This is a genomic window from Streptomyces sp. NPDC018964 (assembly GCF_044390325.1).
Taxonomy (GTDB): domain Bacteria; phylum Actinomycetota; class Actinomycetes; order Streptomycetales; family Streptomycetaceae; genus Streptomyces.
The window spans coordinates 278,636-299,778 of sequence record NZ_JBIRYZ010000008.1; the positions used below are offsets into that span (position 1 = coordinate 278,636).

Below are 21,143 nucleotides of genomic sequence, written 5' to 3' on the forward strand. Positions count from 1 at the left end.
AACGCACACTTCCGACTCATCGGTCGTCACAGCCGCCGAAAAGGTTGCCGGACTCTCGGGCGCGACCGGTCACGGGCAGCAGGTGGCCCAGGGGCCGACCCAGGGGCCGGGGGCTGCTCGGAGGTACGTCGTCCGGATACAGCAGCGGTGGGTCCGGGTGTGCGAGAGCGGCCTGGTCGACCTCGTCGATGACCGCGGTGAGCAGTGGCCCGTGGAGGATGTCCGTGGTGAGCTCGTGGCCGGTGTGCTGAGCCATGACCTCCAGGCACGCCGTCGTCCGGCTCGTGCCGGTGGAGATGAGGGCCTCCGTCCTGCGGGCGAACGCGTGTGCGCTCCGGCCGCGGGCGCTGGGCGGACAACCGGGCTCGAACTTCTCGACGACACGCCCGTCGACCACGTAGGAGAACACGGTCAGGCCCTTCTCCGTCTGAAACAGGAGCAGTGCCTCCGTCCCCGCCGACAGGTCACGCATGATCGTTTTCGTGCAACCGATGTAGTTCTCGAACTCCACGCAGAAAGACCATTCCCCCAACAACCCCACGCGCAGTGTCGTGCCCCGGAGAAGGGCGCTGGGCGCGCTTTTCGCGGGCAACGGGCGAGCACTGTCCGCGTCGGCCCCGTAGCGGGCGAGCACTTCTTCCGGGCTTCTGTTCCGGCAAAAGGTCAGGCAGAAGTGCTGGGAGTCCGCCAGGCGCCAGGAGCCGGGCATAGTTTCCCCTTCAGCGCGATGACGGTCGTGGACGCTGACGACGTTACCGGCAGCGGAAGCCGGCCACGGCGGGGACGTCGTCGCGGACGTTCGAGGAATGTGATCGACCCCTGTCCGCTCACACCGGCCGTCACGGCCGGAACATCCCCGTGTGGACTGCTCGCCGCCGAGGGGGAACCACTGTAAACAGTAGCCATGTACATAGTAGCCATGTAATCTATTCGGTATGAGCAAGGGTTCACCGGGCCCCACGCCCGGCTTCCTGGTATGGCGGCTCGCCAACAAGTGGCGCGTCGCGGTCGATCGCGCGGTCGCTCCGCTCGGCCTCACCCACGCGCAGTACTCGCTGGTCGCGTCGCTGTACGGCATGCAGCGCACCGGCGAGCGGCCCAGCCAGCGCCGGCTCGCCGACCACACCGGCCTGGAGGCGTTGTACGTCTCGAAGCTGGCGCGCGCCCTGGAGACGGCCGGCCTGATCGAGCGCACCCGCGATCCCCGCGACCCGCGCGCCGTGCAGCTCGCCCTCACCGAACGGGGACAGGCCGTCACGAGGCAGGCCATCGAGGTGGTCCAGGACCTGCTCCAGCAACTGCTGGAGCCACTCGGCGGCCTCGACGCCCCGCGGACCCGCGCGTTCACCGACGAGCTGACCACCCTGCTCGACGCACCTCTCGCTCCCTCCGTACCGAACGACGAGAGAACCAAGGGGACACCACCATGACCACCACCGCACCCGCCGCCGACACCCGCGCCCTCGGCCTGGCCCACTACGCCGCCCGGGGCGTCCTGGAACACTTCCTCGCCCGGCACGGCCTCACCTTCCAGCAGCAGATCACCCTGCGCGCCGCCGTCACCGCCGACGCCCCCTGGACGCCGGACGACCTGGTCGCCCGGGTCCGTGACGACCTCAAGGCCGACCCGGCCGACATCCGTGCCGCCCTCGGCGTACTGCTGGAGCGGCGACTGCTCGTCGCGGACGGCGCGCACCTGCGCCCCACGGAGGCAGGGCGCGGGCTGATCGCCGCCGTCCGCGCGGAGAGCGCCCCCGTCACCGCCCGCATCTGGGGCGGGATACCCGCCGAGGACCTGGCCGCCGCGGGCCGCGTCCTCGCCCTGGTCACCGAGCGCGCCGACGCGGAACTGGCGGCGCTGACCGCGTGACCGCCCGAGCGCGGGACCGCCGGCCGGCGAACCGGCGGCCGCGCTCGTCGTTCACGGAGCACGCGCCTTGTCCATGGAGCACGTGCCTTCCGTCCGCATCGTCACCTCCCGGAAACACGGCCGTTCGCCTCCCTCCAAGAACGCCGACTACCGTGGAGGGCACGCTTCCTCCCGCCCGGTCACCGTCGCCCGCGAGCCCGTCCCGTTTCCGATGCGACCGACTGGAGCCCCGTGACCCGTGCCGTACCCCCGTGGCTGGCCCACGCCCTGCGCGCCCAGCGCGGACCGGTCCCGTGGAGCGCCGTCGCGCGCGGCGCGCTGGGCGGCGGGCCGCTGCTGCTCACCGCCGTCCTCGCCGGGCGGCCCACGCTCGGGGTCGTCGCCGCCATCGGCGCCATGTTCGCCGGCATCAACGACCGGCCGGGCAGCCGTCGCGCCTCCGTCGGACGCATCGGCGGGCCCGCGCTCGCGGGGGCGACCGGGCTGGCCGCGGGGACGTACGCCGGGGACCACGTCTCCGCCGTCCTGCTGACCCTGCTGCTGACCGGGCTCGGTCTCGTCGCCGGCGCGGTCAGCGCGCTGGGGCCCGTCGGGTCCTCCGTCGGTACGCAACTGCTGGTCGGCGCCGCCGTCGGCGCCGGGATGCCACTGCCCGAACCGGGCTGGCAGCGGGCGCTCGCCTTCCTCGCCGGCGCGGGGTGGCTGCTCCTGCTGCGGCTCGCGCTGCCCACGCCCGGCTCCCTCGCCGGGGGCTTCCGGTTCGACGGGGAACGGAACGCCGTCGCCGGGGTCTACGCCGCCGTCGCCGACCTGCTCGACGCCACCGGGACGGACACCGCCACCGCGCGGCGGGCCGCGCTCACCGCCGCGCTCGACCACGCGCAGGACGCGCTCGCCGGCCCCCGGCTGCGGCGCTACGCCTCCTCCGCCGCCGAACGCCGGCTGCACGCCCAGTACGCCGCCGCCCTCCCGCTCGCCGAGGCCGCCACCGCGCTGGCCTGGGCCGGGGAGCCCGTACCACCCCGCGCCTCCGAAGGACCCCGGCGCCTCGCCGCCGCCGTACGGGACAGCACTCCCACCGGCCCGCTGCCCGCCCCCTCCCGCACCGTCCCCGCCCTGCGCGCCCTCGACGACGCCCTGCTGCGCGCCGCCGAGGCCTTCGACCGGGGCGACGGCGGCGACCTGCACAGCCGCAGGCGCTCCCGGACCGCCGGGGTGCGGACCGTCCTCGGCGTCCGGGGCCGGGAGTACGGGCTGCGGGTCGCCCTCTGTTTCGGGGTGAGCGCCGCCCTCGCCCAGGCCCTCCACCACACCCGCTGGTACGGGCCGCACGAACACTGGTACTGGCTGCCCGCCACCGCCGTCTTCCTCGTCAAACCCGACCTGGGGCCGCTCGCCTCCCGCGTCCTGTCCCGGGCCGCCGGAACCCTCCTCGGGGCGCTCCTGTTCGCCGGGTTCGCGGCCGTCCTGCCCCGCCCGGAGGGACTCGTCGCGCTGGTCGCGGCCAGCGGCGCGCTGATCCCCGTCGCCGCCCGGCACTTCGCCGCGCAGACCACCGTCGTCACCGTGCTCGTCCTCGCCCTGGTGATGGCCGGCGGCGAACCCCAGGCCTCCCTCGGCCGCATCGCCGAGACCCTGCTGGCCTGCGCCGTCGTACTCCTCGTGGGACACCTCCCGACGCCGGGACGGCGCGGCGACGCCATCCGCTCCCGGCTCACCGAAGCGGCCGGCGCCGCCCAGGCGTACCTCGACCACGTGCTCGGCGAGTCCGACGACCGCGCCGGCCGCTGGGCGCTGCGCCGCGAGGCCTACCGCACCCTTGCCGAGGCCCGCGCCGCCATCGCCCTCGCCTCCGCCGAACTCCCCCCGCTCGCCCGGCACGCCGACGGCACCGACGAGACCGCCGCCACCCTCGAACTCCTCGTCGACACCGTCACCGCCGGCGCCGTCCACCTCGACGACACCGGCCGCCTCGACCCCCTGCACGTCCGGCGGCTGACCGAGCTCGCGGACCGCCTGGGAAGTCGGGGCGATGTGGCGGTTCGGCTCACGCCGGGCCACGACCGCGTCGTACGTTGACGGGATGACGCCCGCTGCCACGGAGAGCCCGGCCGACCTCGTCATCACCGGGTGCACCGTCCTCACGCACGACGACCGGGAACGGATCGGATTCACGCAGGACGCGGCCGTCGTCGTGCGCGACGGGACCGTGGAGGAGGTGACGAGCGCGCAGGCGGCGCAGGGGCGGACGGCCCGCGAGCGGATCGACGCGCGGGGGCAGGTCGCCCTGCCCGGACTGATCAACTGCCACACCCACGCCCCGATGGCCGCCCTGCGTGGTCTCGCCGAGGACCTGCCGACCGGGGAGTGGTTCAACGACGTCATCTGGCCGGTCGAGTCCAACCTCACCGGGCGGGACGTCGAACTGGGCGCGCTGCTCGCCTGCGCCGAGATGATCCGCGGCGGCGTCACCTGCTTCGCCGACCACTACTTCGCCATGGACGCGGTCGCCGCCGTGGTCGCCGGGTGCGGGATGCGGGCGCTGCTGGGGGAGACGTACTTCTCCTCGCAGGGGGCCGAGGGGCGGGAGCGGTCGCTGGCGTTCGCGCTGCGGCACCGGGGGGCCGCCGACGGCCGCATCACCACCGCCCTCGCCCCGCACGCCCCCTACACCGTCGACGACACCGACCTCGCCGCCACCGCGCGGCTGGCGCACGAGCACGGGCTGCCCGTGCACCTGCACGCCGCCGAGAACCGCGACCAGACCGAGGCCAGCCTCGCCCGGCACGGCGTCACCCCCGTCGAGGTCCTGCACCGCACCGGCATCCTCGACATCGACGTGCTCATCGCCCACGGCACCGGCATCGTCGACGGCGACCTGCCCCTGCTGGAGCGCGCGGACGGCCGTACGGCCGTGGCCACCGCGCCCCGCGGCTACCTCAAGTTCGCCTGGCCCCGCACCACACCCGTGCGCGCCCTGCGCGACATCGGCGTCCCGGTCGGACTCGCCACCGACGGCGCCGCCTCCAACAACTCGCTCGACGTGTGGGAGTCGATGGCGCTCACCTCCCTGATCCAGAAGTCCACCGAGGGCGACCCCCGGTGGCTGACCTCACGGCAGGCCCTCCACCACGCCACCCTGCAGAGCGCCCGCGCGGTCGGCCTCGGCGAGAGCGTCGGGAGCATCGCGCCGGGCCGCCGCGCCGACCTCGTCCTCGTCGACCTCACCGGCCCGCACACCCAGCCCGTGCACGACCTCGCCGCGACCCTGGTGCACAGCGCCCGCGCCGCCGACGTCCGTACGACGATCGTCGACGGCCGGGTGCTGATGCGTGACCGGGAGCTGCTCACCATCGACGTGCCCGAAGTGGTGCGGGAGCTGGGGGAGCGGCTGCCCGCGCTGGTCGACCGCAGCCACGGGCGGCGGATCCAGGAGTACGACACCTGACACGGCGGGCACGGCGACGACACCTGGCACGATCGGTACGGCGGCCGGCACGGAAAGTAGCCGTTTGGTGCGATCGGCTGAGAGTCCGGTCACACTTGGCGGTGAACGGGTGTCAACTACGTCTCAGTACCGTCACCGGGCGAGGCGTTCACCCCATGGTTGGCGTTTAACTCATACGAGTACAACGCAGCATGGAGGTGGCAGGGTGAACGGGCGAACCGTGCTCGAACGCTTTCCCGCAGGTGGACCGCGTGGCTCATGGCCGGCGGAGGAGTTCGCCCACGCGCGCCGCCTGGAGGGTCTGCCCGCCGAGGTTGTCATGGACCTCGCGACCGACATGTTCCTGGTGATCGTCCGGGGGGACGGCGGAGGCGGTGACGCCGCGGCGTAGCGGGGCCGGGGGTGTCCGGGGGGTGCGCGGCTACGCGGTGACGGGGCGTGACCAGGTGGGGGTCGTGCCCGTCAGACGGCACAGGGCGAGATAGAGCGGTATCGGCGGCGTGTAGGGGAGCGTGCCGGCGGGACGGTGGATCAGCCCGGGGAGGTCCCGGGCGCCGGGGGCGTCCGAGGGGCCGGGAAGGACCGCGCCGGTGGCGTACCGGGCGGGGGCCGGCCACTCCAGGGCGTAGTCGGAATCGGACGGGACCAGCCACCACCAGTGCGCCTCGTCGGCGTACACGCAGCCCACACGGGGCAGCCGGGGCATCACCAGCGGGCCGAGGCGCGCCGGTACCGCCACGGCGTCGCAGCCCATGGGAGCGGTCATGCCGTCGGGGACCGGGAGCCGGCGGGGGGCGGCGGGGGTGTGCCGTCCGCGCTGGATCCGCACCAGCGAGTCCAGGTTCAGTGCGCGGATGCCGGGTGTGCCCGTCACGCCCGGCCCCGGGGGTGGGGGACACGCTGGTGCGGGGGGAGCGACGGGGCGTGGGTCCGGTTCTCCGCCGGGCCGTGGGACTGGTCCGGTTCGTTGCCGGTGTCGTCGTCCGGGGTGCCGGGCGGGCCCGGCTTCGGACGGGCGCCCCAGCCCAGGTCGCCGGTGGGCTCCGCGGGACCGTGTCCGGTGTCACCGGTGTCCGCCGTGCGGGGGAGGTCGGCCCAGACCAGCAGTCCGGGTCCGTTCTCGTGCGCGCCCCACGAGTGACACAGGGCGTCGACGAGGAGCAGTCCCCTGCCGTGCTCGTCCTCCGGGCACTGCCGGGGGTTCGCACGCGGCTGGCCCGGCGCGCACCCCTCGTCGCGCACGGCTATGCGCACCAGCTCGCCACCGTCGTGCAGCTCGCAGACCACATGGCTGCTCGCCGTGTGCACGATGGCGTTGGTGACCAGTTCGGAGACGACGAGAGCCGCGGTGTCACAGGTGTCCTCGCACACCGACCAGCCGGTCAGCCGTGCCCTCGTCAGGCGTCTGGCCTGAGCCGGGGAACCCGGATGAGCGGCCAGTTCGAAACGGAACCGGCGCTCGGCGGCGGACCCCGAGGGGGCGGCTTCCGAGGCGGCGCCGAGGCCGATGGACCTTGCGGCGGCGTCTGTTCCTAAGGGCGCGGACGGAATCACGCTTGCCACTATCGCCCCGCCGTGAACACTTGGCAAGTGTCACTCTGAAAAATGCAGAGTGTGGTGTGACGGTCTGGACGGGCGTGGCACACTGCTCACAACAGCACCCCGCGCGGCGCCAGTTGGAATCACCGAAGATTTGTCCGGATGTGAGTTCGGGCAGAACGGGTCTTCGGGCGGTCTTCGAGTGGCGCCGCCGGGCTGTCAGCTTTTGTTCGAGTCGTGTCCGAGGGAGGTGGAGCGTGAGCGAACCCCGGTCCGCGCCGACGGTGGGGCAGGTCGTCCTCGGCCGGCGCCTGCTGGACCTGCGGGAACGCGCGGGGCTCAAGCGTGAGGAGGCGGCCCGCGTCCTCCGCGTCGCGCCCGCCACCGTCCGCCGCATGGAGATGGCCGAGGTCGCGCTCAAGATCCCCTACCTCCAGCTCCTGCTGAAGGCGTACGGCGTCTCCGACGAGGAGGCCGACGCCTTCGTGCAGCTGGCGGAGGACGCCAACCGGCCCGGCTGGTGGCAGCGCTTCCACGACATCCTGCCCGGCTGGTTCTCGATGTACGTCAGCCTGGAGGGCGCGGCCTCCCTCATCCGCAGCTACGAACCCCACTTCGTCCCCGGACTGCTCCAGACCGAGGACTACGCGCGCGGCGTGCTGCGCTCCGGGGCCGTCGGGCAGACCCGGCCCGAGGACATGGAGCGCCACGTCGACCTGCGCATGCAACGGCAGGAACTGCTCACCCGCGAGGACGCGCCCCGGGTGTGGGTCGTGATGGACGAGACCGCGCTCCGCCGCCCGGTCGGCGGCCCGGAGGTGATGCGTGCGCAGATCGACAAGTTGCTCGAGGCCACGAAGCTGTCCAATGTGACGCTGCAGATCGCGACGTTCGCCGGCGGGCCCCATCCCGGCACGTACGGGCCGTTCGTGCTGTTCCGATTCGCCATGCCCGAACTTCCGGACATGGTCTACAGCGAGTACCTGACCGGCGCCGTCTACCTGGACGCGCGCGAAGAGGTGGCGACCCACCTCGAGGTCATGGACCGCATGGCGGCGCAGGCCGCTACGGCACATCGCACGAAGGAGATCCTCCGGGATCTCCGCAAGGAGCTGTGAATGGAACTCATCAAGCCCCTGAAGTCCCCGCCCCGCCCACGGGCGCGCACCGGAAGGATCTACAACGGCATGCCCGCGCGGGAACTGGGCAGCGAGGGCTGGCACAAGCCGTGGAGCGGCGGCAACGGAGGCAACTGCCTGGAGGCGATGAAGCTCGAGGACGGCCGGATCGCCGTACGCCAGTCCACCGACCCGGACGGGCCGGCACTCATCTACACCTCCGCCGAGATGACGGCCTTCATCGAGGGAGCGAAGGCGGGAGAGGCGGATTTCCTGCTGTCCTGAGCCCTGTTGCCCGCTCCACCTTTTTGTTTCCCCCTTCTGAACGTGGCACCGACTTGATCACTAACAATTGCAGAGACTTATGGAGTCCCTCATGACCGGGCAGCACCCCGTGGAGATCGACACGAGCAGGCCGCACCCCGCGCGGATGTACGACTGGTATCTCGGAGGCAAGGACAACTACCCGGTCGACGAGGCCATGGGCAAGCAGATGCTGGCCCTCGACCCCCGGGTGCCGGTGATGGCGCGGGTGAACCGCGCGTTCATGCAGCGGGCCACGCGCTGGCTGGCCGGACAGGGGGTACGGCAGTTCCTCGACGTCGGCACCGGCATCCCGACCGAGCCCAACCTGCACCAGGTGGCTCAGCAGGTCGTGCCCGACGCCCGCGTCGTGTACTGCGACAACGACCCCATCGTGCTCGCCCACGCGGCGGCCCTGCTGCGCGGCACGGACGAGGGGGTGACCGAGTACCTCCAGGCCGATGTGCGCGAACCGGACACCATCCTGGAGGGTGCGCGGAAGATCCTCGACTTCGACCAGCCGATCGCGCTGTCGCTCATCGCGCTGCTGCACTTCGTCTCCGACGAGGACGGGGCGCACGAACTGGTCGGGCGACTGCTGGGCGCGCTGCCCCCGGGCAGCTACCTGGTCGTCACCCACGCGACGTCCGACTTCACCCCGGAGGAGTCGAAGGCGGCCACGGACAAGCTCAAGGCGGCGGGCGTCACCCTGGCGCTCCGCTCCCGCGAGGAGTTCACCCGCTTCTTCGACGGCCTGGACCTGATCGACCCCGGCGTCCAGGTCCCCCACCAGTGGCATCCGGAACTGGGCGACCCGGTCCCGGGCCAGGACGACGGCGTCATTCCGGGCTACGGCGCGGTGGCCCGCAAGTCGTGACCCGGCTGGAGTGGTGGGACCACGGGTCCTTCGTTCCGGCACCACTCCACCGGCGGCGGCCCGCCGTACCCCACGGCGGCCCGCCGTACCCCACGGCGGGCCGTCGTCGCGTGCGCCGCTCCCGCGGGCAGCCGTGCCTCCCTCCGTGTTCCAAGGGCCTGGGAGGTGCCCCGGGGTGATGGGCGTGGGCGGGCGGTGGGGTACCTTCCGCTCATGGGAGCCTCCCCGCTCAAGCGAAGCCGGGAACGGGAGAGGCACCCCGGCAAGCACCGGGCCGCGCGACCCCCACCCCCGCCGACGTGGCGCACCCCGCAAGCGCCGGCCCCACCGGCACCGGGCAGCGCGGGATCACACCCGCATCGGACGATCGTCCGGAGCGATCGGTGCCGGCAGACGGCTGGACGCACCGGTCAGATAGCCGTCGACCGCCGCCGCGACCGCCCGCCCCTCGGCGATGGCCCACACGATCAGGGACTGGCCGCGAGCGGCATCCCCGGCAGCGAAGACACCCGGCACGTTCGTGGCGAAGCACGCATCCCGCGCGACCGTGCCACGAGGCGACAGCTCCACTCCCAACCGGTCGACGAGCCCGTCCCCCCGGTCCGGCCCGGAGAACCCGAGCGCGAGCAGAACGAGATCCGCCGGCAGCACCCGCTCCGTGCCCGGCACGGTCCGGCGCCCGGCGTCCACCTCGACCAGGTGCAGCGCACACACCCGCCCGCCCCCGTCACCGGTGAAGCGCAGCGTGGACGCCGCGAACAGCCGCGCGTCCGCGTCCGCCGCCGGCGCCGTCCGCAACTCACCGGCCTCCTCGTGCGCCGCGGACAGCCGGTACAGCCTCGGGTACGTCGGCCACGGCTCGGCGTCCTCGTCGCGCTCGGAGCCCGGCCGGGCATAGATGTCGAGCTGGGTGACCGACGCGGCCCCCTCCCGCACCGCCGTACCCAGACAGTCCGCCCCCGTGTCACCGCCACCGACGATGACGACATGCCGGCCCGCGGCCGACAGCGGTGACGACTCCAGATCCCCCTCGCACACCCGGTTCGCGAGCGGCAGGTACTCCATCGCCTGGTGGATCCCCGCCAGTTCGCGCCCCGGCACGGCGAGCTCCCGCCACGCCGTCGCCCCCGTCGCGATCACCACCGCGTCGTACCGCGCCCGCAGCTCCGCCGCGTCCACATCGCGCCCGACCGTCGTGGACGTACGGAACTTCGTCCCCTCGGCCCGCATCTGCTCCACCCGCCGCTCCAGATGCCGCTTCTCCATCTTGAACTCGGGGATGCCGTACCGCATCAGCCCGCCGATCCGGTCGTCCCGCTCGTACACGGCGACCGTGTGCCCCGCCCGGGTGAGCTGCTGGGCCGCGGCCAGCCCGGCCGGGCCCGAACCGATGACCGCGACCGTCCGGCCGGAGAGCCGCTCCGGTGGCGCCGGTGGCGCGAAACCCTCCTCCCAGGCCCGGTCGGCGATGGCACACTCGACGTTCTTGATGGTGACCGCCGGCTGGTTGATGGCGAGCACACAGCCCGCCTCGCAGGGCGCCGGACACAACCGGCCGGTGAACTCCGGGAAGTTGTTGGTGGCGTGCAACCGCTCCGCCGCCGCCCGCCAGTCCTCCCGTGAGACCAGGTCGTTCCACTCGGGGATGAGATTGCCGAGCGGGCAGGCCTGGTGGCAGAACGGCACACCGCAGTCCATGCAGCGGTCGGCCTGCGCGCTGACGATGGGCAGCAGCGCCCCCGGGACGTACACCTCGTTCCAGTCGCGGACCCGTTCCTCGACGGGCCGGCGCGGCCACTCCTCGCGGGGCGTGGTCAGGAAACCCTTGGGATCGGCCATGGCCGTGGTCCTTGCGTGCGTGGGTGACAGGCCGTGCGTCGTCGGGCGGCACTCCTCGGGCCACGATACGTCCGCTCACCCGCCCCCGCAGAGCGCCGGGACAGCGCTTTCCGGGGCTTGCCGGCCGAGTTCCTCAGACGAGGGCCAGGAGGTACGCCACCGCCGCCCCGGCCGAGGCGAGCGCGCGGACGTGGTTCCACGCCGTCCACTCGCGCACGTAGACCGGCCAGTACGCGACCGCCTCCGGGCCGTCCGGTTCGAGCCGGGCCAGCGCCTCGTTGCGCGGTATGTTCGCGACCACGGTCAGCCCGGACGACCCCGCCAGATACAGGACACCGCCCACCAGCATCTCGACCGCCCCCTCGTCCGGCCACAGCACGAACGTCACCACCGTGACCACCGCGCACAGCACCGCCGTACCGAGGAACAGCAGCATGAAGGCCGGACGCACCGCGGGCACGTTGACCGCCCGCATCGCGGCCACCCCCTGCGCCGGCGGCAGCGTCGCGAGCCCTCTCATCACGAACGTCGAGAAGGCGCAGAAGACCCCGGCCGTCAGCCCGGTCCCGAGCACCCCCAGCACCGTCAGCGCGAAGTACGGCCCGTCGATCACGTCGTCACCCCCGTTTCCTGGCCGGGACCCTTCCCGGCCACCACCCTCGCCATCAGTGAACGCGCCCCTCGGCACCCCGGCCATGCCCCAGGAGCGCGGGCGCATGCGCGAACGTCCAGGGACGTCGGACGCCCCGGGCACCCCGGTCCGCCGGGCACCCCGGTCCGCCGGGAGACCCGCGCGGCCGGACGGGCCGTCGGCGCATCATGGCCGTGTGCGACTCGAAGCGATCACCTGGGACCGGCTCGGCGACCTCCTCGCCGAGCGCCTGCTGGAACTGAAGACGGCCGACGGCGGACCCTGGCCGCGGGTCGCCCTCGACGGCGCCCCCGCCGCACGTCCGGGGGATCTCGCCGAGCGGGTCGCCGAGGCGCTGCGGCTACGCGGCCGGCCCTCCCTGGTCGTCGGCACCGAGGGCTTCCTGCGGCCCGCCTCCGTCCGGCTCGAGTACGGCCACCGGGACCTGGAGTCCTACTACGGCGGCTGGTACGACACCGGTGCCCTCTGGCGAGAGGTGTTCGGCCCCCTGGAACCCGGCGGGAGCGGACGCGTCCTGCCCGACCTGTGGGACCCCGTCACCGACCGCGCCACCCGCAGCCCTTATGTCCGACTCCCGCCCGGCGGAGTGCTGTTGCTGCACGGCCCCCTTCTGCTGCGCCACTGGTTCCCCTTCGACCTGAGCGTCCACGTCCTCCTCTCCCCGGGCGCCCTGCGCCGCCGTACTCCCGAGGCCGAGCACTGGACCCTCCCCGCCTTCGAGCGCTACGAGCAGGAGACCGACCCCGCCGGCACGGCAGACGTACTGGTACGGGCCGACGACCCGCGCCATCCGGCCTGGCGGGGCTGACACAGCCGGGCGCCGCCCACGGGCCGTCCGGCGAGCACCGACGACACCAGGACCGCGGAAGGAGTCCCGAGGGCCGGTCTCAAAGCCAGCGGCTGCGCCGGAACGCCCGGTACAGCAGCAGACACGCCACGGATATCACCCCGATGACCATGCCGTAGCCGTACCGCCAGTGCAGCTCCGGCATGTGGTCGAAGTTCATGCCGTACATCCCGCAGACCATCGTCGGCACCGCCACGATCGCCGCCCAGGCGGTGATCTTGCGCATGTCCTCGTTCTGCGCGACCGTGACCTGCGCCAGATGCGCCTGGAGGATGGAGTTCAGCAGCTCGTCGAAGGCCGCTATCTGCTCCTTCGCCCGCAGCAGATGGTCCGAGACGTCACGGAAGTACGCCTGTGTCTCCGGGGCGACCACCCGGATCGGCCGGGTGGCGAGCTCCTCCAACGGCCGGCCCAACGGCACCACCGCCCGCTTCAGCTCGAGGAGTTCACGCTTGAGCTGGTAGATGCGGCCCGGATCGACCCGCGCGCCGTGCTCCGCGAACACGTCCGTCTCGACCTGGTCCATGTCGTCCTGCACCGAGTCGATGACGGTGAGGTAGTCGTCGACCACATGGTCCGCGATCGCGTGCAGCACCGTGGACGGTCCCTTGGCGAGCTGTTCGGGATCGGATTCCAGCCCTTCGCGCAGCGGTCCCAGCGAGCCGTGCCGGCCGTGCCGCACCGTGACCACGAAGTCCTCACCGAGGAACACCATGATCTCGCCGGTGTCCACCACCTCGCTGTTCGCGGTGAGTTCCTCGTGCTCGACGTAGCAGACCGTCTTGAACACGGCGAACAGCGTCTCCCCGTACCGCTCCAGCTTGGGCCGCTGATGCGCCTCGACCGCGTCCTCCACCGCCAGCGGGTGCAGGTCGAACAGCTCCGCGATACCGGCGAACTCCCGGGCGGTCGGCTCGTGCAGCCCCAGCCAGACGAAACCTTCACCGTTCTTGCGGACCTGCCGCACCGCGTCCACCAGATCGCCACGCGCGGCGGTGCGGTGACCGTCCTGGTACGTCACGCAGTTCACCACCGAGGAGCCCAGCGGGGACCGGGCCGGATGACTCAGGTCCACACGGGGCCGCCGCCGGGCCAGCCGCGCCACCCGGCGCAGTCCGCCGACCCTGCCGAGGTTCGTGACCTTCCGCAGATTCCCTGCCATGGACATCCGGCTCTCCTTGCGTGGTTCCCCCGCGCCGTCCTGCTTCCCGCGCCTTGCCGCGCCAGTCTGCCAGCACCGGACGCGTCGCGTGCGAGGCTGTGGGCAGGGAACATTCCGCTTTGTTCCCGCCTGTGGACAGGGGCAGTTCACCCCCTCGTGACACCCGTTCGTCAGGCGGGCGCGGGCGGGCGGCCCCCTATGCGTTCCACCGCCTGCGCGCCCGCCCGGCACCCCTCCTCGGCCGCCTTCTCCGGGTCGGCACCCGCGAGCAGGGCCGCCAGGAACGCGCCCGTGAACGCGTCACCGGCGCCCGTGGTGTCCCGGGGCACCGCCGGTACGGCCGGGACACGGGCGTACACCTCCCCGGACCGGGCGAGCAGCGCGCCCCCGGCACCCCGCTTGGCCACCACCAACGGGACGTGCCGGCTCAGCCGCGCCGCGGCGTCCGCGACATCGGACGCCCCCGTGAGCAGGCACGCCTCGTCGCGGCTGGGCAGCAGGACGTCCACCCCCTCGACCAGAGACAGGAACCGGTCGGCGCCCAGCCGCACGAGGAACCCCGCCGACGCCGGATCCAGGCTCACCGGCACCCCACGGGCCCGCGCCGCCTCCAACGCCACCGCGACCAGAGCCCTGCCCGGCTCGCTGAACAGCAGATAACCCGACAGGTGCAGCCGCGCCACCCCGTCCAGCAACGCGTCCGACCAGTCACCGGGGTCCAGCCGCAGTGACGCGCCGCTGTCGGTGAGGAACGTCCGCTCGGCCGCCGCGCCCTCGTCCACCAGGCAGATCACCGTCCCCGTCGGCGCCTGTCCGTCCACGACCAGAAGCGGGCGGACCCCGCAGGCGGTCAGCTCCCGCTCGTGCCAGGCCGCCGCGTCCTCGCCCACCCGCCCGAGGAGCCGCACCTCCGTACCACCGTGACGCGCCGCCCAGCAGGCCACATTGGCGCCCGCGCCGCCCGGCAGCGTCCGGATCGCCGCCGCCGTGTCCGTCCCCGGTGCGAGCGGCTCCCGGTGCCGGGCCACCACGTCCGTGACCACATCACCGACGACCAGCAGCGCCCCGCCCCGCACGGAGTCCGTCACTCCCCGGCGGCCCAGGACGCCGCGACCCACGCGGCCAGACGTACGTTGCCCCGGACCGCCGCCAGGTTCGCGGCGAGGGACGCGCCGTCGGTGCGGCGGACCAGGTGGCCGAGCAGGAACGGCGTGACCGCCTGACCCGTGACGCCCTCCGCCTCGCACGCGTGCAGCGCCTCGTCGAGCACGCGCGCGTGCAGCACGGGATCCAACTGCTCCGCCTCGGGGACGGGGTTGGCCACGATCAGCGCCGACTCGGGCCCGCCCAGCGAGTCCTGCGCCCGCATGACCTCCGCGACCTGCGCCGGAGTGTCCAGCCGCCAGTCCACGGGATGTCCCGAATCGGACAGGTAGAAGCCGGGGAAGCGGTCCGTGCCGTATCCGGCGACCGCCACCCCCAGTGTCTCCAGCCGCTGCAGGGTCGCGGGCACGTCCAGGATCGACTTCACGCCCGCGCACACCACGGTGATCCGCGTCCGCGCCAGCAGACCCAGATCGGCCGACTCGTCCTGGGTCACCGTCCACTGCCGGTGCACACCGCCGAGGCCTCCGGTCGCGAAGACCCGTATGCCCGCGAGAGCCGCCAGCAGAGCCGTGGCCGACACCGTGGTCGCCCCGCTCGCCCCGGTGGCCACCGCGAGCGGCAGATCACGATGGCCCAGCTTGCGGATGCCGTCCTCGCCCGCGACCCGCTCCAACTGCTCCTCGCCCAGGCCGATCAGGGGCCGCCCGTCCAGCACGGCGATCGTCGCCGGTACCGCGCCCTCCTGCCGTACGGCCGCCTCCAGCTCCAGCGCCACCTGGAGATTGCGCGGCCGGGGCAGTCCGTGAGCGATGATCGTGGACTCCAGGGCCACCACCGGGCGACCCGCGGCGATCGCCTCCCGTACCTCTTCGGACACCATGAGCACCACGCGTCTGCCTCCTGTCTGCCGGTTCTCCCTCATCTCTGGCGGGTCGGGAACGGGACCAAACCCCTTGCGTGCCGTCACGGACGTCGCGGAGGCTGGGAGCCATGACGGACAACACGACTCGCCTCGACCACATCGTCCTGTGGGTGGACGACCCCATCGCCGCCGCCGGTTTCTACGAGAAGGCCGTGGGCCTGGAGCCCGTCAGGCTCACCGACTACTCCGCCGGTGAGGCGCCGTTCCCCTCGGTGCGGGTGAACGAGGAGACGATCCTCGATCTCATGCCGCGGGCGAAGGCGGAACGCATGGGCATGGTTCCCGGTGCCGCCGAAAGCTCGGGGCATCCCGTCAATCATGTCTGTCTGTCCCTGCCGGCCGACGCCTTCGACACCCTCCGCGACCGCCTGGAGGAGAGCTCCGTACCGGTGTCGGACGTCTCGCGCGACTCCTTCGGGGCGCGCGGCCCGGCCAAGCGCAGCTTCTACTTCCGCGACCCGGACGGCAACGTCTTCGAGGCCCGCCACTACGACTGACCCGAGCCCCCGCGATCCGCGGGCCGTCGTGCCTCCCCGGTGCCCCGCACCCGAAAGGCACCTCGGGGCACCGGACTGGCGCGACGGCGCCCGGCGGGCGCCGCGAGCGGATCCCCGAGCCGTCAGAACAGCGGCTCGGGGAGGACGCCCTCCAGGACGAGGAGGCGGCGCTTGGTCTCCAGGCCGCCGCCGAACCCGCCGATGCCCCCGTCGCTCTCCACCACCCGGTGGCACGGCACGACCACCGGCAACGGATTCGCGCCCATCGCCATGCCCACGGCCTGGGCCGCGCCGGGCCGGCCGACCCGCCGGGCCAGATCGCCGTACCCGACGACCGAACCGAACGGCACCCCGGAGGCCAGCTCTCGCAGCACCTCACGGTTGAAGCCCGAGACCAGCGACCAGTCCAGCGGCAGCTCGAAGCCCCGCCGCTCACCCGCGAAGTACGCCTCGACCTGGCGTATCGCCTCGGTCAGCAGCGGTGAGCCGGGCTCCTCGACGGGCTCGGCACCGAGCCGCGACGCCAGCCGCTCCAGCGCACCAGCGCGCACCTCTTCGGTGGCGTGGAACACGACGTTGACCAGGCCCTCGCGGGTCGCGGCCAGCAGCAGCGGGCCGATGCCGGTGCCGACGACGGCCCACACCACCCGCTGCTCGTACTGCCCATGGCTGTCCATGCGCACCACCGTACGGCCCGCCACCGACAACGCCCCGGGAGCGCGGACGGACGCCTCAGCCGCGCACCGCGTCCCGCACCACGTCAGGCGTGTCGGTGATGATCCCGTCGACCCCGAACCCGGCGACCCGCCGGGCGGCGGCCGCGTCGTTCACGGTCCAGGTGCACACCTCCAGCGGCTTGCCGTGCGCCCCCTTGAGGGCGTGCACGGCGGCGACGTAATCGGCGGAGAGGGAGCCGTGCGAGGGATTGATCTGGTCGGTGAAGTCCACGTACGCGGGCAGGTCCGACACGGGCGGCGTCCCGAGGAAGCCCGTCTTCACCGCGGGCCGCAGATCGTGGACCGTCCGCACGCTCCGCGCGCTGAAGCTCTGCACGATCAGCCGGTTCCGCACGTGCCGGCGGTCCAGCCAGCCCTCGTTGCCCAGCACCTTGACGAGCTGCCGCTCCAGGCCGGGATACAGCTGAGGGTTCTTGATCTCCAGCAGGAGCTTCTGGCGGTGCCGCTCGACGCGGTGCAGGAACTGCTCCAGCGTCGGTACGCGCGCGCCCGCGTACGCGGAGCCGAACCAGCTGCCCGCGTCCAGCCGGGCGATCTCCGCGGCGGTGAAGTCCTTCACCTTCCACGGAGCCCGGTCGGGGAAGACCTCCTCGACGTCGGTGGTGCGCCGGAGGCTGTCGTCGTGCAGGACGACGAGTTCACCGTCCCTGGTGCGCTGGACGTCGGTCTCCACCCGGTCGACGCCGAGCGCGGCGGCCTTGTCGACGGCCTCCAGGGTGTTCTCGGGCGCGTACGCGGACGCGCCCCGGTGGGCTGTCACCAGGGGCCGCGCGGAGCTTTCCGCGGCCCGCGCGGGGGAGAGCGGGAGCAGGAGGGCGGCGGTGCTCAGGAACGCGGCGGCCGAGGCGGTGACAGCGCGTACGTGCATGGGTACTCCTCGCGTCGAGCGGTCACGGTCGGCTCAACTGTGGCAGCAGAGGGTCGACGCGGGGCGAGTGCGGGATGGACGCGGATTGAACGGGGTCGCCCGAATTCCGCACACTGATGCCACACACCTGGGGCAAGGACGTGTTTCTTTGTCGGAAAGTCGTTCGACCGTTCCGGTGGGGTCATACTCTCTGCGTCATCCCTGGCCGCCGTCACGGCGTCAGGAGGGGGGTATATCGGGACGTCACGGTACGCACGGGTCGGGAAGGGCAGCCGCGCATGCAGGGCACGGTCGACGGATTCAGCTACGGCCTGGTCACACCGCTGGTGGCCTTCCTCATGGCCGGTCTCGGCGGTGCCCTGGGCCTGCGCTGCACCGCAAGGGCCGCCAGGGCGTCCCGGTCCTGGCGCCCCGGCTGGCTCGCGCTGGGGGCCGCGACCATCGCCTCCGGCATATGGACGATGCACTTCGTCGCGATGACGGGCTTCACCGTCGCGGGCACGCCGATCCACTACGACCGGCTGATCACATTCGCGAGCCTGGCCGTCGCCGTCGTCATGGTGGGCATCGGGATCTTCATCGTCGGCTACAAGGGCGCCTCCGGGACGGCCCTGTTCACCGGGGGCACCATCACCGGCCTCGGCATCGCCTCGATGCACTATCTCGGCATGGCCGGCATGAACCTCGACGGACGCCTGGAGTACGACGTCCTCACGGTCGCCGCGTCCGTGGCCATCGCCATGGTCGCCGCCAGCGCCGCCCTGTGGGCGGCCGGACGGGAGCGGGGCCTTCGGTGGAGCGTGGGCGCCAGCGTCGTCATGGGGCTCGCGGTCACCGGGATGCACTACACCGGCATGGCCGCACTCGAGGTGCACGTCCACGGCACGGCCGAGCCCGCCGCGGGAGAGCCGGCGGCCGCCCTGCTCGGGCCGATGATGGTCGGCCCGCTCGCCTTCCTCGTCCTCGCGGGCGTCGTGGTGGTCTTCGATCCGCTGATGGTGGCCGGCGGGTCCGCCGCGCCCCCCGCCGAGCACAAGCCCGGCGTCCCCGCCCATTCCCCGGCCCACCACTCACCGGCGCGCTCGCGGCTGCGGGCCCGCGGCCCCGTGGAACACCGCTCCCGGACCCCGCAGCGCCGCTGATCCGGACCCGTTGTCAGTGGGGGGCCGTACGGTGGATGGCATGCGGCCCGTTTCCCAGATCGAACGCACGGTGGCGCCCTTCGAGGTCGTCAGTCCCTACCAGCCGAGCGGTGACCAGCCGGCGGCCATCGCCGACCTCGCCCGGCGCATCCAAGCAGGTGAGAAGGACGTCGTCCTGCTCGGCGCGACCGGCACCGGAAAGTCCGCCACCACCGCGTGGATGATCGAGAAGCTCCAGCGCCCCACCCTGGTCATGGCGCCGAACAAGACCCTGGCCGCCCAGCTGGCCAACGAGTTCCGCGAGCTGCTGCCGAACAACGCCGTCGAATACTTCGTCTCGTACTACGACTACTACCAGCCCGAGGCGTACGTCCCGCAGTCGGACACCTACATCGAGAAGGACTCCTCGATCAACGAGGAGGTCGAGCGGCTGCGCCACTCCGCGACCAACTCGCTGCTCACCCGCCGCGACGTCGTCGTGGTCGCCTCCGTCTCCTGCATCTACGGCCTGGGCACCCCGCAGGAGTACGTGGACCGCATGGTCCCCCTCCGCGTCGGCGACGAGCTCGACCGGGACGAGCTGCTGCGCCGCTTCGTGGACATCCAGTACACGCGCAACGACATGGCCTTCACCCGCGGAACCTTCCGCGTCCGCGGCGACACCATCGAGATCTTCCCGGTCTACGAGGAGCTCGCCGTGCGCATCGAGATGTTCGGCGACGAGATCGAGGCGCTGTCCACGCTCCACCCGCTCACCGGCGAGATCATCAGTGACGACCAGCAGCTGTACGTCTTCCCGGCCTCCCACTACGTCGCGGGCCCCGAGCGCCTGGAGCGCGCGGTGGGCGACATCGAGAAGGAGCTCGGCGAGCGCCTGACCGAGCTGGAGAAGCAGGGCAAGCTCCTGGAGGCCCAGCGTCTGCGCATGCGCACCACGTACGACATCGAGATGCTCCGCCAGATCGGCTCCTGTTCCGGTGTGGAGAACTACTCGATGCACTTCGACGGCCGCTCTCCCGGCTCCCCGCCGAACACCCTGCTGGACTACTTCCCTGACGACTTCCTCCTCGTCATCGACGAGTCGCACGTCACGGTCCCGCAGATCGGCGCCATGTACGAGGGCGACGCCTCCCGCAAGCGCACCCTCGTCGACCACGGCTTCCGGCTCCCCTCCGCCCTGGACAACCGGCCGCTGAAGTGGGAGGAGTTCCAGGAGCGCATCGGGCAGGCCGTCTACCTGTCGGCCACCCCCGGCCAGTACGAGCTCTCCCGCGCGGACGGATTCGTCGAGCAGATCATCCGCCCCACCGGCCTCGTCGACCCCGAGGTCGTGGTCAAGCCCACCGAGGGCCAGATCGACGACCTGGTGCACGAGATCCGCACCCGCGTGGAGAAGGACGAGCGCGTCCTGGTCACCACGCTCACCAAGAAGATGGCCGAGGACCTCACCGACTACTTCCTGGAACTCGGCATCCAGGTGCGCTACCTGCACAGCGACGTCGACACCCTGCGCCGGGTCGAGCTGCTGCGGGAGCTGCGCAGCGGCGAGTACGACGTCCTCGTCGGCATCAACCTGCTGCGCGAGGGCCTCGACCTGCCCGAGGTGTCCCTGGTGGCCATCCTCGACGCCGACAAGGAGGGTTTCCTGCGCTCGGGCACCTCCCTGATCCAGACCATCGGCCGCGCGGCGCGCAACGTCTCCGGCCAGGTCCACATGTACGCCGACAAGATCACCCCGGCGATGGAGAAGGCCATCGACGAGACCAACCGCCGCCGGGAGAAGCAGGTCGCGTACAACAAGGCGAACGGCATCGACCCGCAGCCCCTGCGCAAGAAGATCAACGACATCGTCGCCCAGATCGCCCGCGAGGACATCGACACCGAGGAACTGCTCGGCTCTGGCTACCGCCAGACCAAGAAGGACGGCGGCGGCACCAAGGCACCCGTGCCCTCCCTGGGCGCCAAGGCGGCCAAGGGCGCGAAGAGCGCCAAGGGCGCCAGGGGCAAGGCCGCCGAGACCGTGCCGACCGACCGCCCCGCCGCCGAACTCGCCGAGCAGATCGAGGAACTCACCACGCGGATGCGGGCCGCCGCGGCCGACCTCCAGTTCGAGATCGCGGCCCGGCTGCGTGACGAGGTGTCCGAGATGAAGAAGGAGTTGCGGCAGATGCAGGAGGCCGGCCTGTCCTGACGGCCGTGTACGCGATGTGTTGCA

The 21,143-nt window shown here is 72.5% G+C and carries 22 protein-coding genes; 12 read left to right on the top strand and 10 right to left on the bottom strand.

Translation table 11 applies throughout. The annotated features are described in order from the left end of the window. Window positions 1-16: 16 nt before the first annotated feature. Window positions 17-709 carry a DUF6461 domain-containing protein gene (locus ACH5AO_RS16505; RefSeq protein WP_398925078.1) on the bottom strand — a complete coding sequence of 231 codons (693 nt, stop codon included), beginning with the start codon at window positions 707-709 and terminating at the stop codon, window positions 17-19. Between the two features lie 226 nt (window positions 710-935). Here ACH5AO_RS16505 and ACH5AO_RS16510 point away from each other — a divergent pair, with 226 nt between their 5' ends. The 5 genes from ACH5AO_RS16510 to ACH5AO_RS16530 all read left to right on the top strand — a co-directional run bounded on the left by ACH5AO_RS16510 (window position 936) and on the right by ACH5AO_RS16530 (window position 5,709). Next, window positions 936-1,430 (top strand): MarR family winged helix-turn-helix transcriptional regulator, encoded by a 495-nt coding sequence (locus ACH5AO_RS16510; RefSeq protein ID WP_398925080.1) that lies wholly within the window; start codon window positions 936-938, stop codon window positions 1,428-1,430. Then, window positions 1,427-1,870 (top strand): MarR family transcriptional regulator, encoded by a 444-nt coding sequence (locus ACH5AO_RS16515; protein WP_398925082.1) that lies wholly within the window; start codon window positions 1,427-1,429, stop codon window positions 1,868-1,870. Before ACH5AO_RS16510 ends, ACH5AO_RS16515 begins: the two co-directional genes overlap by 4 nt. A gap of 231 nt (window positions 1,871-2,101) precedes the next feature. Beyond that, complete coding sequence (locus ACH5AO_RS16520) at window positions 2,102-3,949, top strand: FUSC family protein (protein WP_398925084.1); 1,848 nt, start codon at window positions 2,102-2,104, stop codon at window positions 3,947-3,949. 4 nt (window positions 3,950-3,953) lie between these two features. Then, window positions 3,954-5,318, top strand: a complete 1,365-nt coding sequence (locus ACH5AO_RS16525; protein ID WP_398925086.1) for an amidohydrolase — start codon at window positions 3,954-3,956, stop codon at window positions 5,316-5,318. Between the two features lie 205 nt (window positions 5,319-5,523). Then, window positions 5,524-5,709, top strand: coding sequence for a hypothetical protein (locus ACH5AO_RS16530; protein WP_398925088.1), 186 nt, complete (start codon window positions 5,524-5,526; stop codon window positions 5,707-5,709). A 30-nt stretch (window positions 5,710-5,739) separates the two neighbouring features. On the opposite strand, the gene ACH5AO_RS16535 is transcribed toward ACH5AO_RS16530, so the two are convergent. Next, entirely contained in the window at window positions 5,740-6,192 is a 453-nt protein-coding gene (locus tag ACH5AO_RS16535) for a hypothetical protein (RefSeq protein ID WP_398925090.1), read from the bottom strand. Next, a complete protein-coding gene (locus ACH5AO_RS16540; RefSeq protein WP_398925092.1) occupies window positions 6,189-6,881 on the bottom strand; it encodes an ATP-binding protein in 693 nt (230 codons plus the stop codon). Before ACH5AO_RS16540 ends, ACH5AO_RS16535 begins: the two co-directional genes overlap by 4 nt. A 233-nt stretch (window positions 6,882-7,114) precedes the next feature. Between ACH5AO_RS16540 and ACH5AO_RS16545 the strand changes: the two genes are divergently transcribed. The 3 genes from ACH5AO_RS16545 (at window position 7,115) to ACH5AO_RS16555 (ending at window position 9,155) form a co-directional block, all read left to right on the top strand. Beyond that, on the top strand, window positions 7,115-7,975 hold the full coding sequence (locus tag ACH5AO_RS16545) for a helix-turn-helix domain-containing protein (RefSeq protein ID WP_398925094.1): 861 nt from the start codon (window positions 7,115-7,117) through the stop codon (window positions 7,973-7,975). Beyond that, window positions 7,976-8,260, top strand: coding sequence for a DUF397 domain-containing protein (locus tag ACH5AO_RS16550; RefSeq protein ID WP_398925096.1), 285 nt, complete (start codon window positions 7,976-7,978; stop codon window positions 8,258-8,260). 91 nt (window positions 8,261-8,351) lie between these two features. Further along, window positions 8,352-9,155 (top strand): SAM-dependent methyltransferase, encoded by an 804-nt coding sequence (locus ACH5AO_RS16555; protein ID WP_398925098.1) that lies wholly within the window; start codon window positions 8,352-8,354, stop codon window positions 9,153-9,155. 348 nt (window positions 9,156-9,503) lie between these two features. Here the strand turns inward: ACH5AO_RS16555 and ACH5AO_RS16560 are convergent, their stop codons facing one another. After that, window positions 9,504-10,994: a glutamate synthase subunit beta gene (locus ACH5AO_RS16560; protein ID WP_398925100.1), complete on the bottom strand. Its 1,491-nt coding sequence runs from the start codon at window positions 10,992-10,994 to the stop codon at window positions 9,504-9,506. A gap of 133 nt (window positions 10,995-11,127) precedes the next feature. Beyond that, on the bottom strand, window positions 11,128-11,607 hold the full coding sequence (locus tag ACH5AO_RS16565; protein WP_398925102.1) for a DUF1772 domain-containing protein: 480 nt from the start codon (window positions 11,605-11,607) through the stop codon (window positions 11,128-11,130). 214 nt (window positions 11,608-11,821) lie between these two features. On the opposite strand from ACH5AO_RS16565, the gene ACH5AO_RS16570 reads away from it, so the two are divergent. Beyond that, entirely contained in the window at window positions 11,822-12,454 is a 633-nt protein-coding gene (locus ACH5AO_RS16570; protein WP_398925104.1) for a uridine kinase, read from the top strand. Between the two features lie 79 nt (window positions 12,455-12,533). Here ACH5AO_RS16570 and ACH5AO_RS16575 read toward each other — a convergent pair whose 3' ends face one another. The 3 genes from ACH5AO_RS16575 to ACH5AO_RS16585 form a co-directional block, all read right to left on the bottom strand. After that, a complete protein-coding gene (locus ACH5AO_RS16575; RefSeq protein ID WP_398925106.1) occupies window positions 12,534-13,661 on the bottom strand; it encodes a magnesium and cobalt transport protein CorA in 1,128 nt (375 codons plus the stop codon). Window positions 13,662-13,825: 164 nt separating this feature from the next. Next, the gene (locus ACH5AO_RS16580) at window positions 13,826-14,758 is read right to left on the bottom strand and encodes a carbohydrate kinase family protein (protein ID WP_398925251.1); all 933 of its coding nucleotides are present in this window, start codon (window positions 14,756-14,758) and stop codon (window positions 13,826-13,828) included. Next, window positions 14,740-15,651, bottom strand: coding sequence for a pseudouridine-5'-phosphate glycosidase (locus ACH5AO_RS16585; protein WP_398925108.1), 912 nt, complete (start codon window positions 15,649-15,651; stop codon window positions 14,740-14,742). The genes ACH5AO_RS16580 and ACH5AO_RS16585 overlap by 19 nt, the downstream gene beginning before the upstream one ends. A 101-nt stretch (window positions 15,652-15,752) precedes the next feature. On the opposite strand from ACH5AO_RS16585, the gene ACH5AO_RS16590 reads away from it, so the two are divergent. Further along, window positions 15,753-16,181 carry a VOC family protein gene (locus ACH5AO_RS16590; protein ID WP_398925110.1) on the top strand — a complete coding sequence of 143 codons (429 nt, stop codon included), beginning with the start codon at window positions 15,753-15,755 and terminating at the stop codon, window positions 16,179-16,181. Window positions 16,182-16,303: 122 nt separating this feature from the next. On the opposite strand, the gene ACH5AO_RS16595 is transcribed toward ACH5AO_RS16590, so the two are convergent. Together ACH5AO_RS16595 and ACH5AO_RS16600 are read right to left on the bottom strand one after the other, a co-directional pair. After that, window positions 16,304-16,858, bottom strand: a complete 555-nt coding sequence (locus tag ACH5AO_RS16595; protein WP_398925112.1) for a methylated-DNA--[protein]-cysteine S-methyltransferase — start codon at window positions 16,856-16,858, stop codon at window positions 16,304-16,306. A gap of 55 nt (window positions 16,859-16,913) precedes the next feature. Then, window positions 16,914-17,786 carry a glycerophosphodiester phosphodiesterase gene (locus tag ACH5AO_RS16600; RefSeq protein WP_398925114.1) on the bottom strand — a complete coding sequence of 291 codons (873 nt, stop codon included), beginning with the start codon at window positions 17,784-17,786 and terminating at the stop codon, window positions 16,914-16,916. A 278-nt stretch (window positions 17,787-18,064) separates the two neighbouring features. Here ACH5AO_RS16600 and ACH5AO_RS16605 point away from each other — a divergent pair, with 278 nt between their 5' ends. Then, on the top strand, window positions 18,065-18,928 hold the full coding sequence (locus ACH5AO_RS16605; RefSeq protein WP_398925116.1) for an MHYT domain-containing protein: 864 nt from the start codon (window positions 18,065-18,067) through the stop codon (window positions 18,926-18,928). 40 nt (window positions 18,929-18,968) lie between these two features. Further along, the gene (gene uvrB, locus ACH5AO_RS16610) at window positions 18,969-21,119 is read left to right on the top strand and encodes an excinuclease ABC subunit UvrB (protein ID WP_398925118.1); all 2,151 of its coding nucleotides are present in this window, start codon (window positions 18,969-18,971) and stop codon (window positions 21,117-21,119) included. Window positions 21,120-21,143 lie beyond the last annotated feature (24 nt).

Excerpts from the sequence above, each read along its gene's own strand:
- ACH5AO_RS16505 (WP_398925078.1), bottom strand. The coding sequence starts at position 709 with ATGCCCGGCTCCTGGCGCCTGGCGGACTCCCAGCACTTCTGCCTGACC.
- ACH5AO_RS16510 (WP_398925080.1), top strand. The coding sequence starts at position 936 with ATGAGCAAGGGTTCACCGGGCCCCACGCCCGGCTTCCTGGTATGGCGG.
- ACH5AO_RS16515 (WP_398925082.1), top strand. The coding sequence starts at position 1,427 with ATGACCACCACCGCACCCGCCGCCGACACCCGCGCCCTCGGCCTGGCC.
- ACH5AO_RS16525 (WP_398925086.1), top strand. The coding sequence starts at position 3,954 with ATGACGCCCGCTGCCACGGAGAGCCCGGCCGACCTCGTCATCACCGGG.
- ACH5AO_RS16550 (WP_398925096.1), top strand. The coding sequence starts at position 7,976 with ATGGAACTCATCAAGCCCCTGAAGTCCCCGCCCCGCCCACGGGCGCGC.
- ACH5AO_RS16555 (WP_398925098.1), top strand. The coding sequence starts at position 8,352 with ATGACCGGGCAGCACCCCGTGGAGATCGACACGAGCAGGCCGCACCCC.
- ACH5AO_RS16560 (WP_398925100.1), bottom strand. The coding sequence starts at position 10,994 with ATGGCCGATCCCAAGGGTTTCCTGACCACGCCCCGCGAGGAGTGGCCG.
- ACH5AO_RS16575 (WP_398925106.1), bottom strand. The coding sequence starts at position 13,661 with ATGTCCATGGCAGGGAATCTGCGGAAGGTCACGAACCTCGGCAGGGTC.
- ACH5AO_RS16590 (WP_398925110.1), top strand. The coding sequence starts at position 15,753 with ATGACGGACAACACGACTCGCCTCGACCACATCGTCCTGTGGGTGGAC.
- ACH5AO_RS16595 (WP_398925112.1), bottom strand. The coding sequence starts at position 16,858 with ATGGACAGCCATGGGCAGTACGAGCAGCGGGTGGTGTGGGCCGTCGTC.
- ACH5AO_RS16600 (WP_398925114.1), bottom strand. The coding sequence starts at position 17,786 with ATGCACGTACGCGCTGTCACCGCCTCGGCCGCCGCGTTCCTGAGCACC.
- ACH5AO_RS16605 (WP_398925116.1), top strand. The coding sequence starts at position 18,065 with ATGCAGGGCACGGTCGACGGATTCAGCTACGGCCTGGTCACACCGCTG.
- uvrB (WP_398925118.1), top strand. The coding sequence starts at position 18,969 with ATGCGGCCCGTTTCCCAGATCGAACGCACGGTGGCGCCCTTCGAGGTC.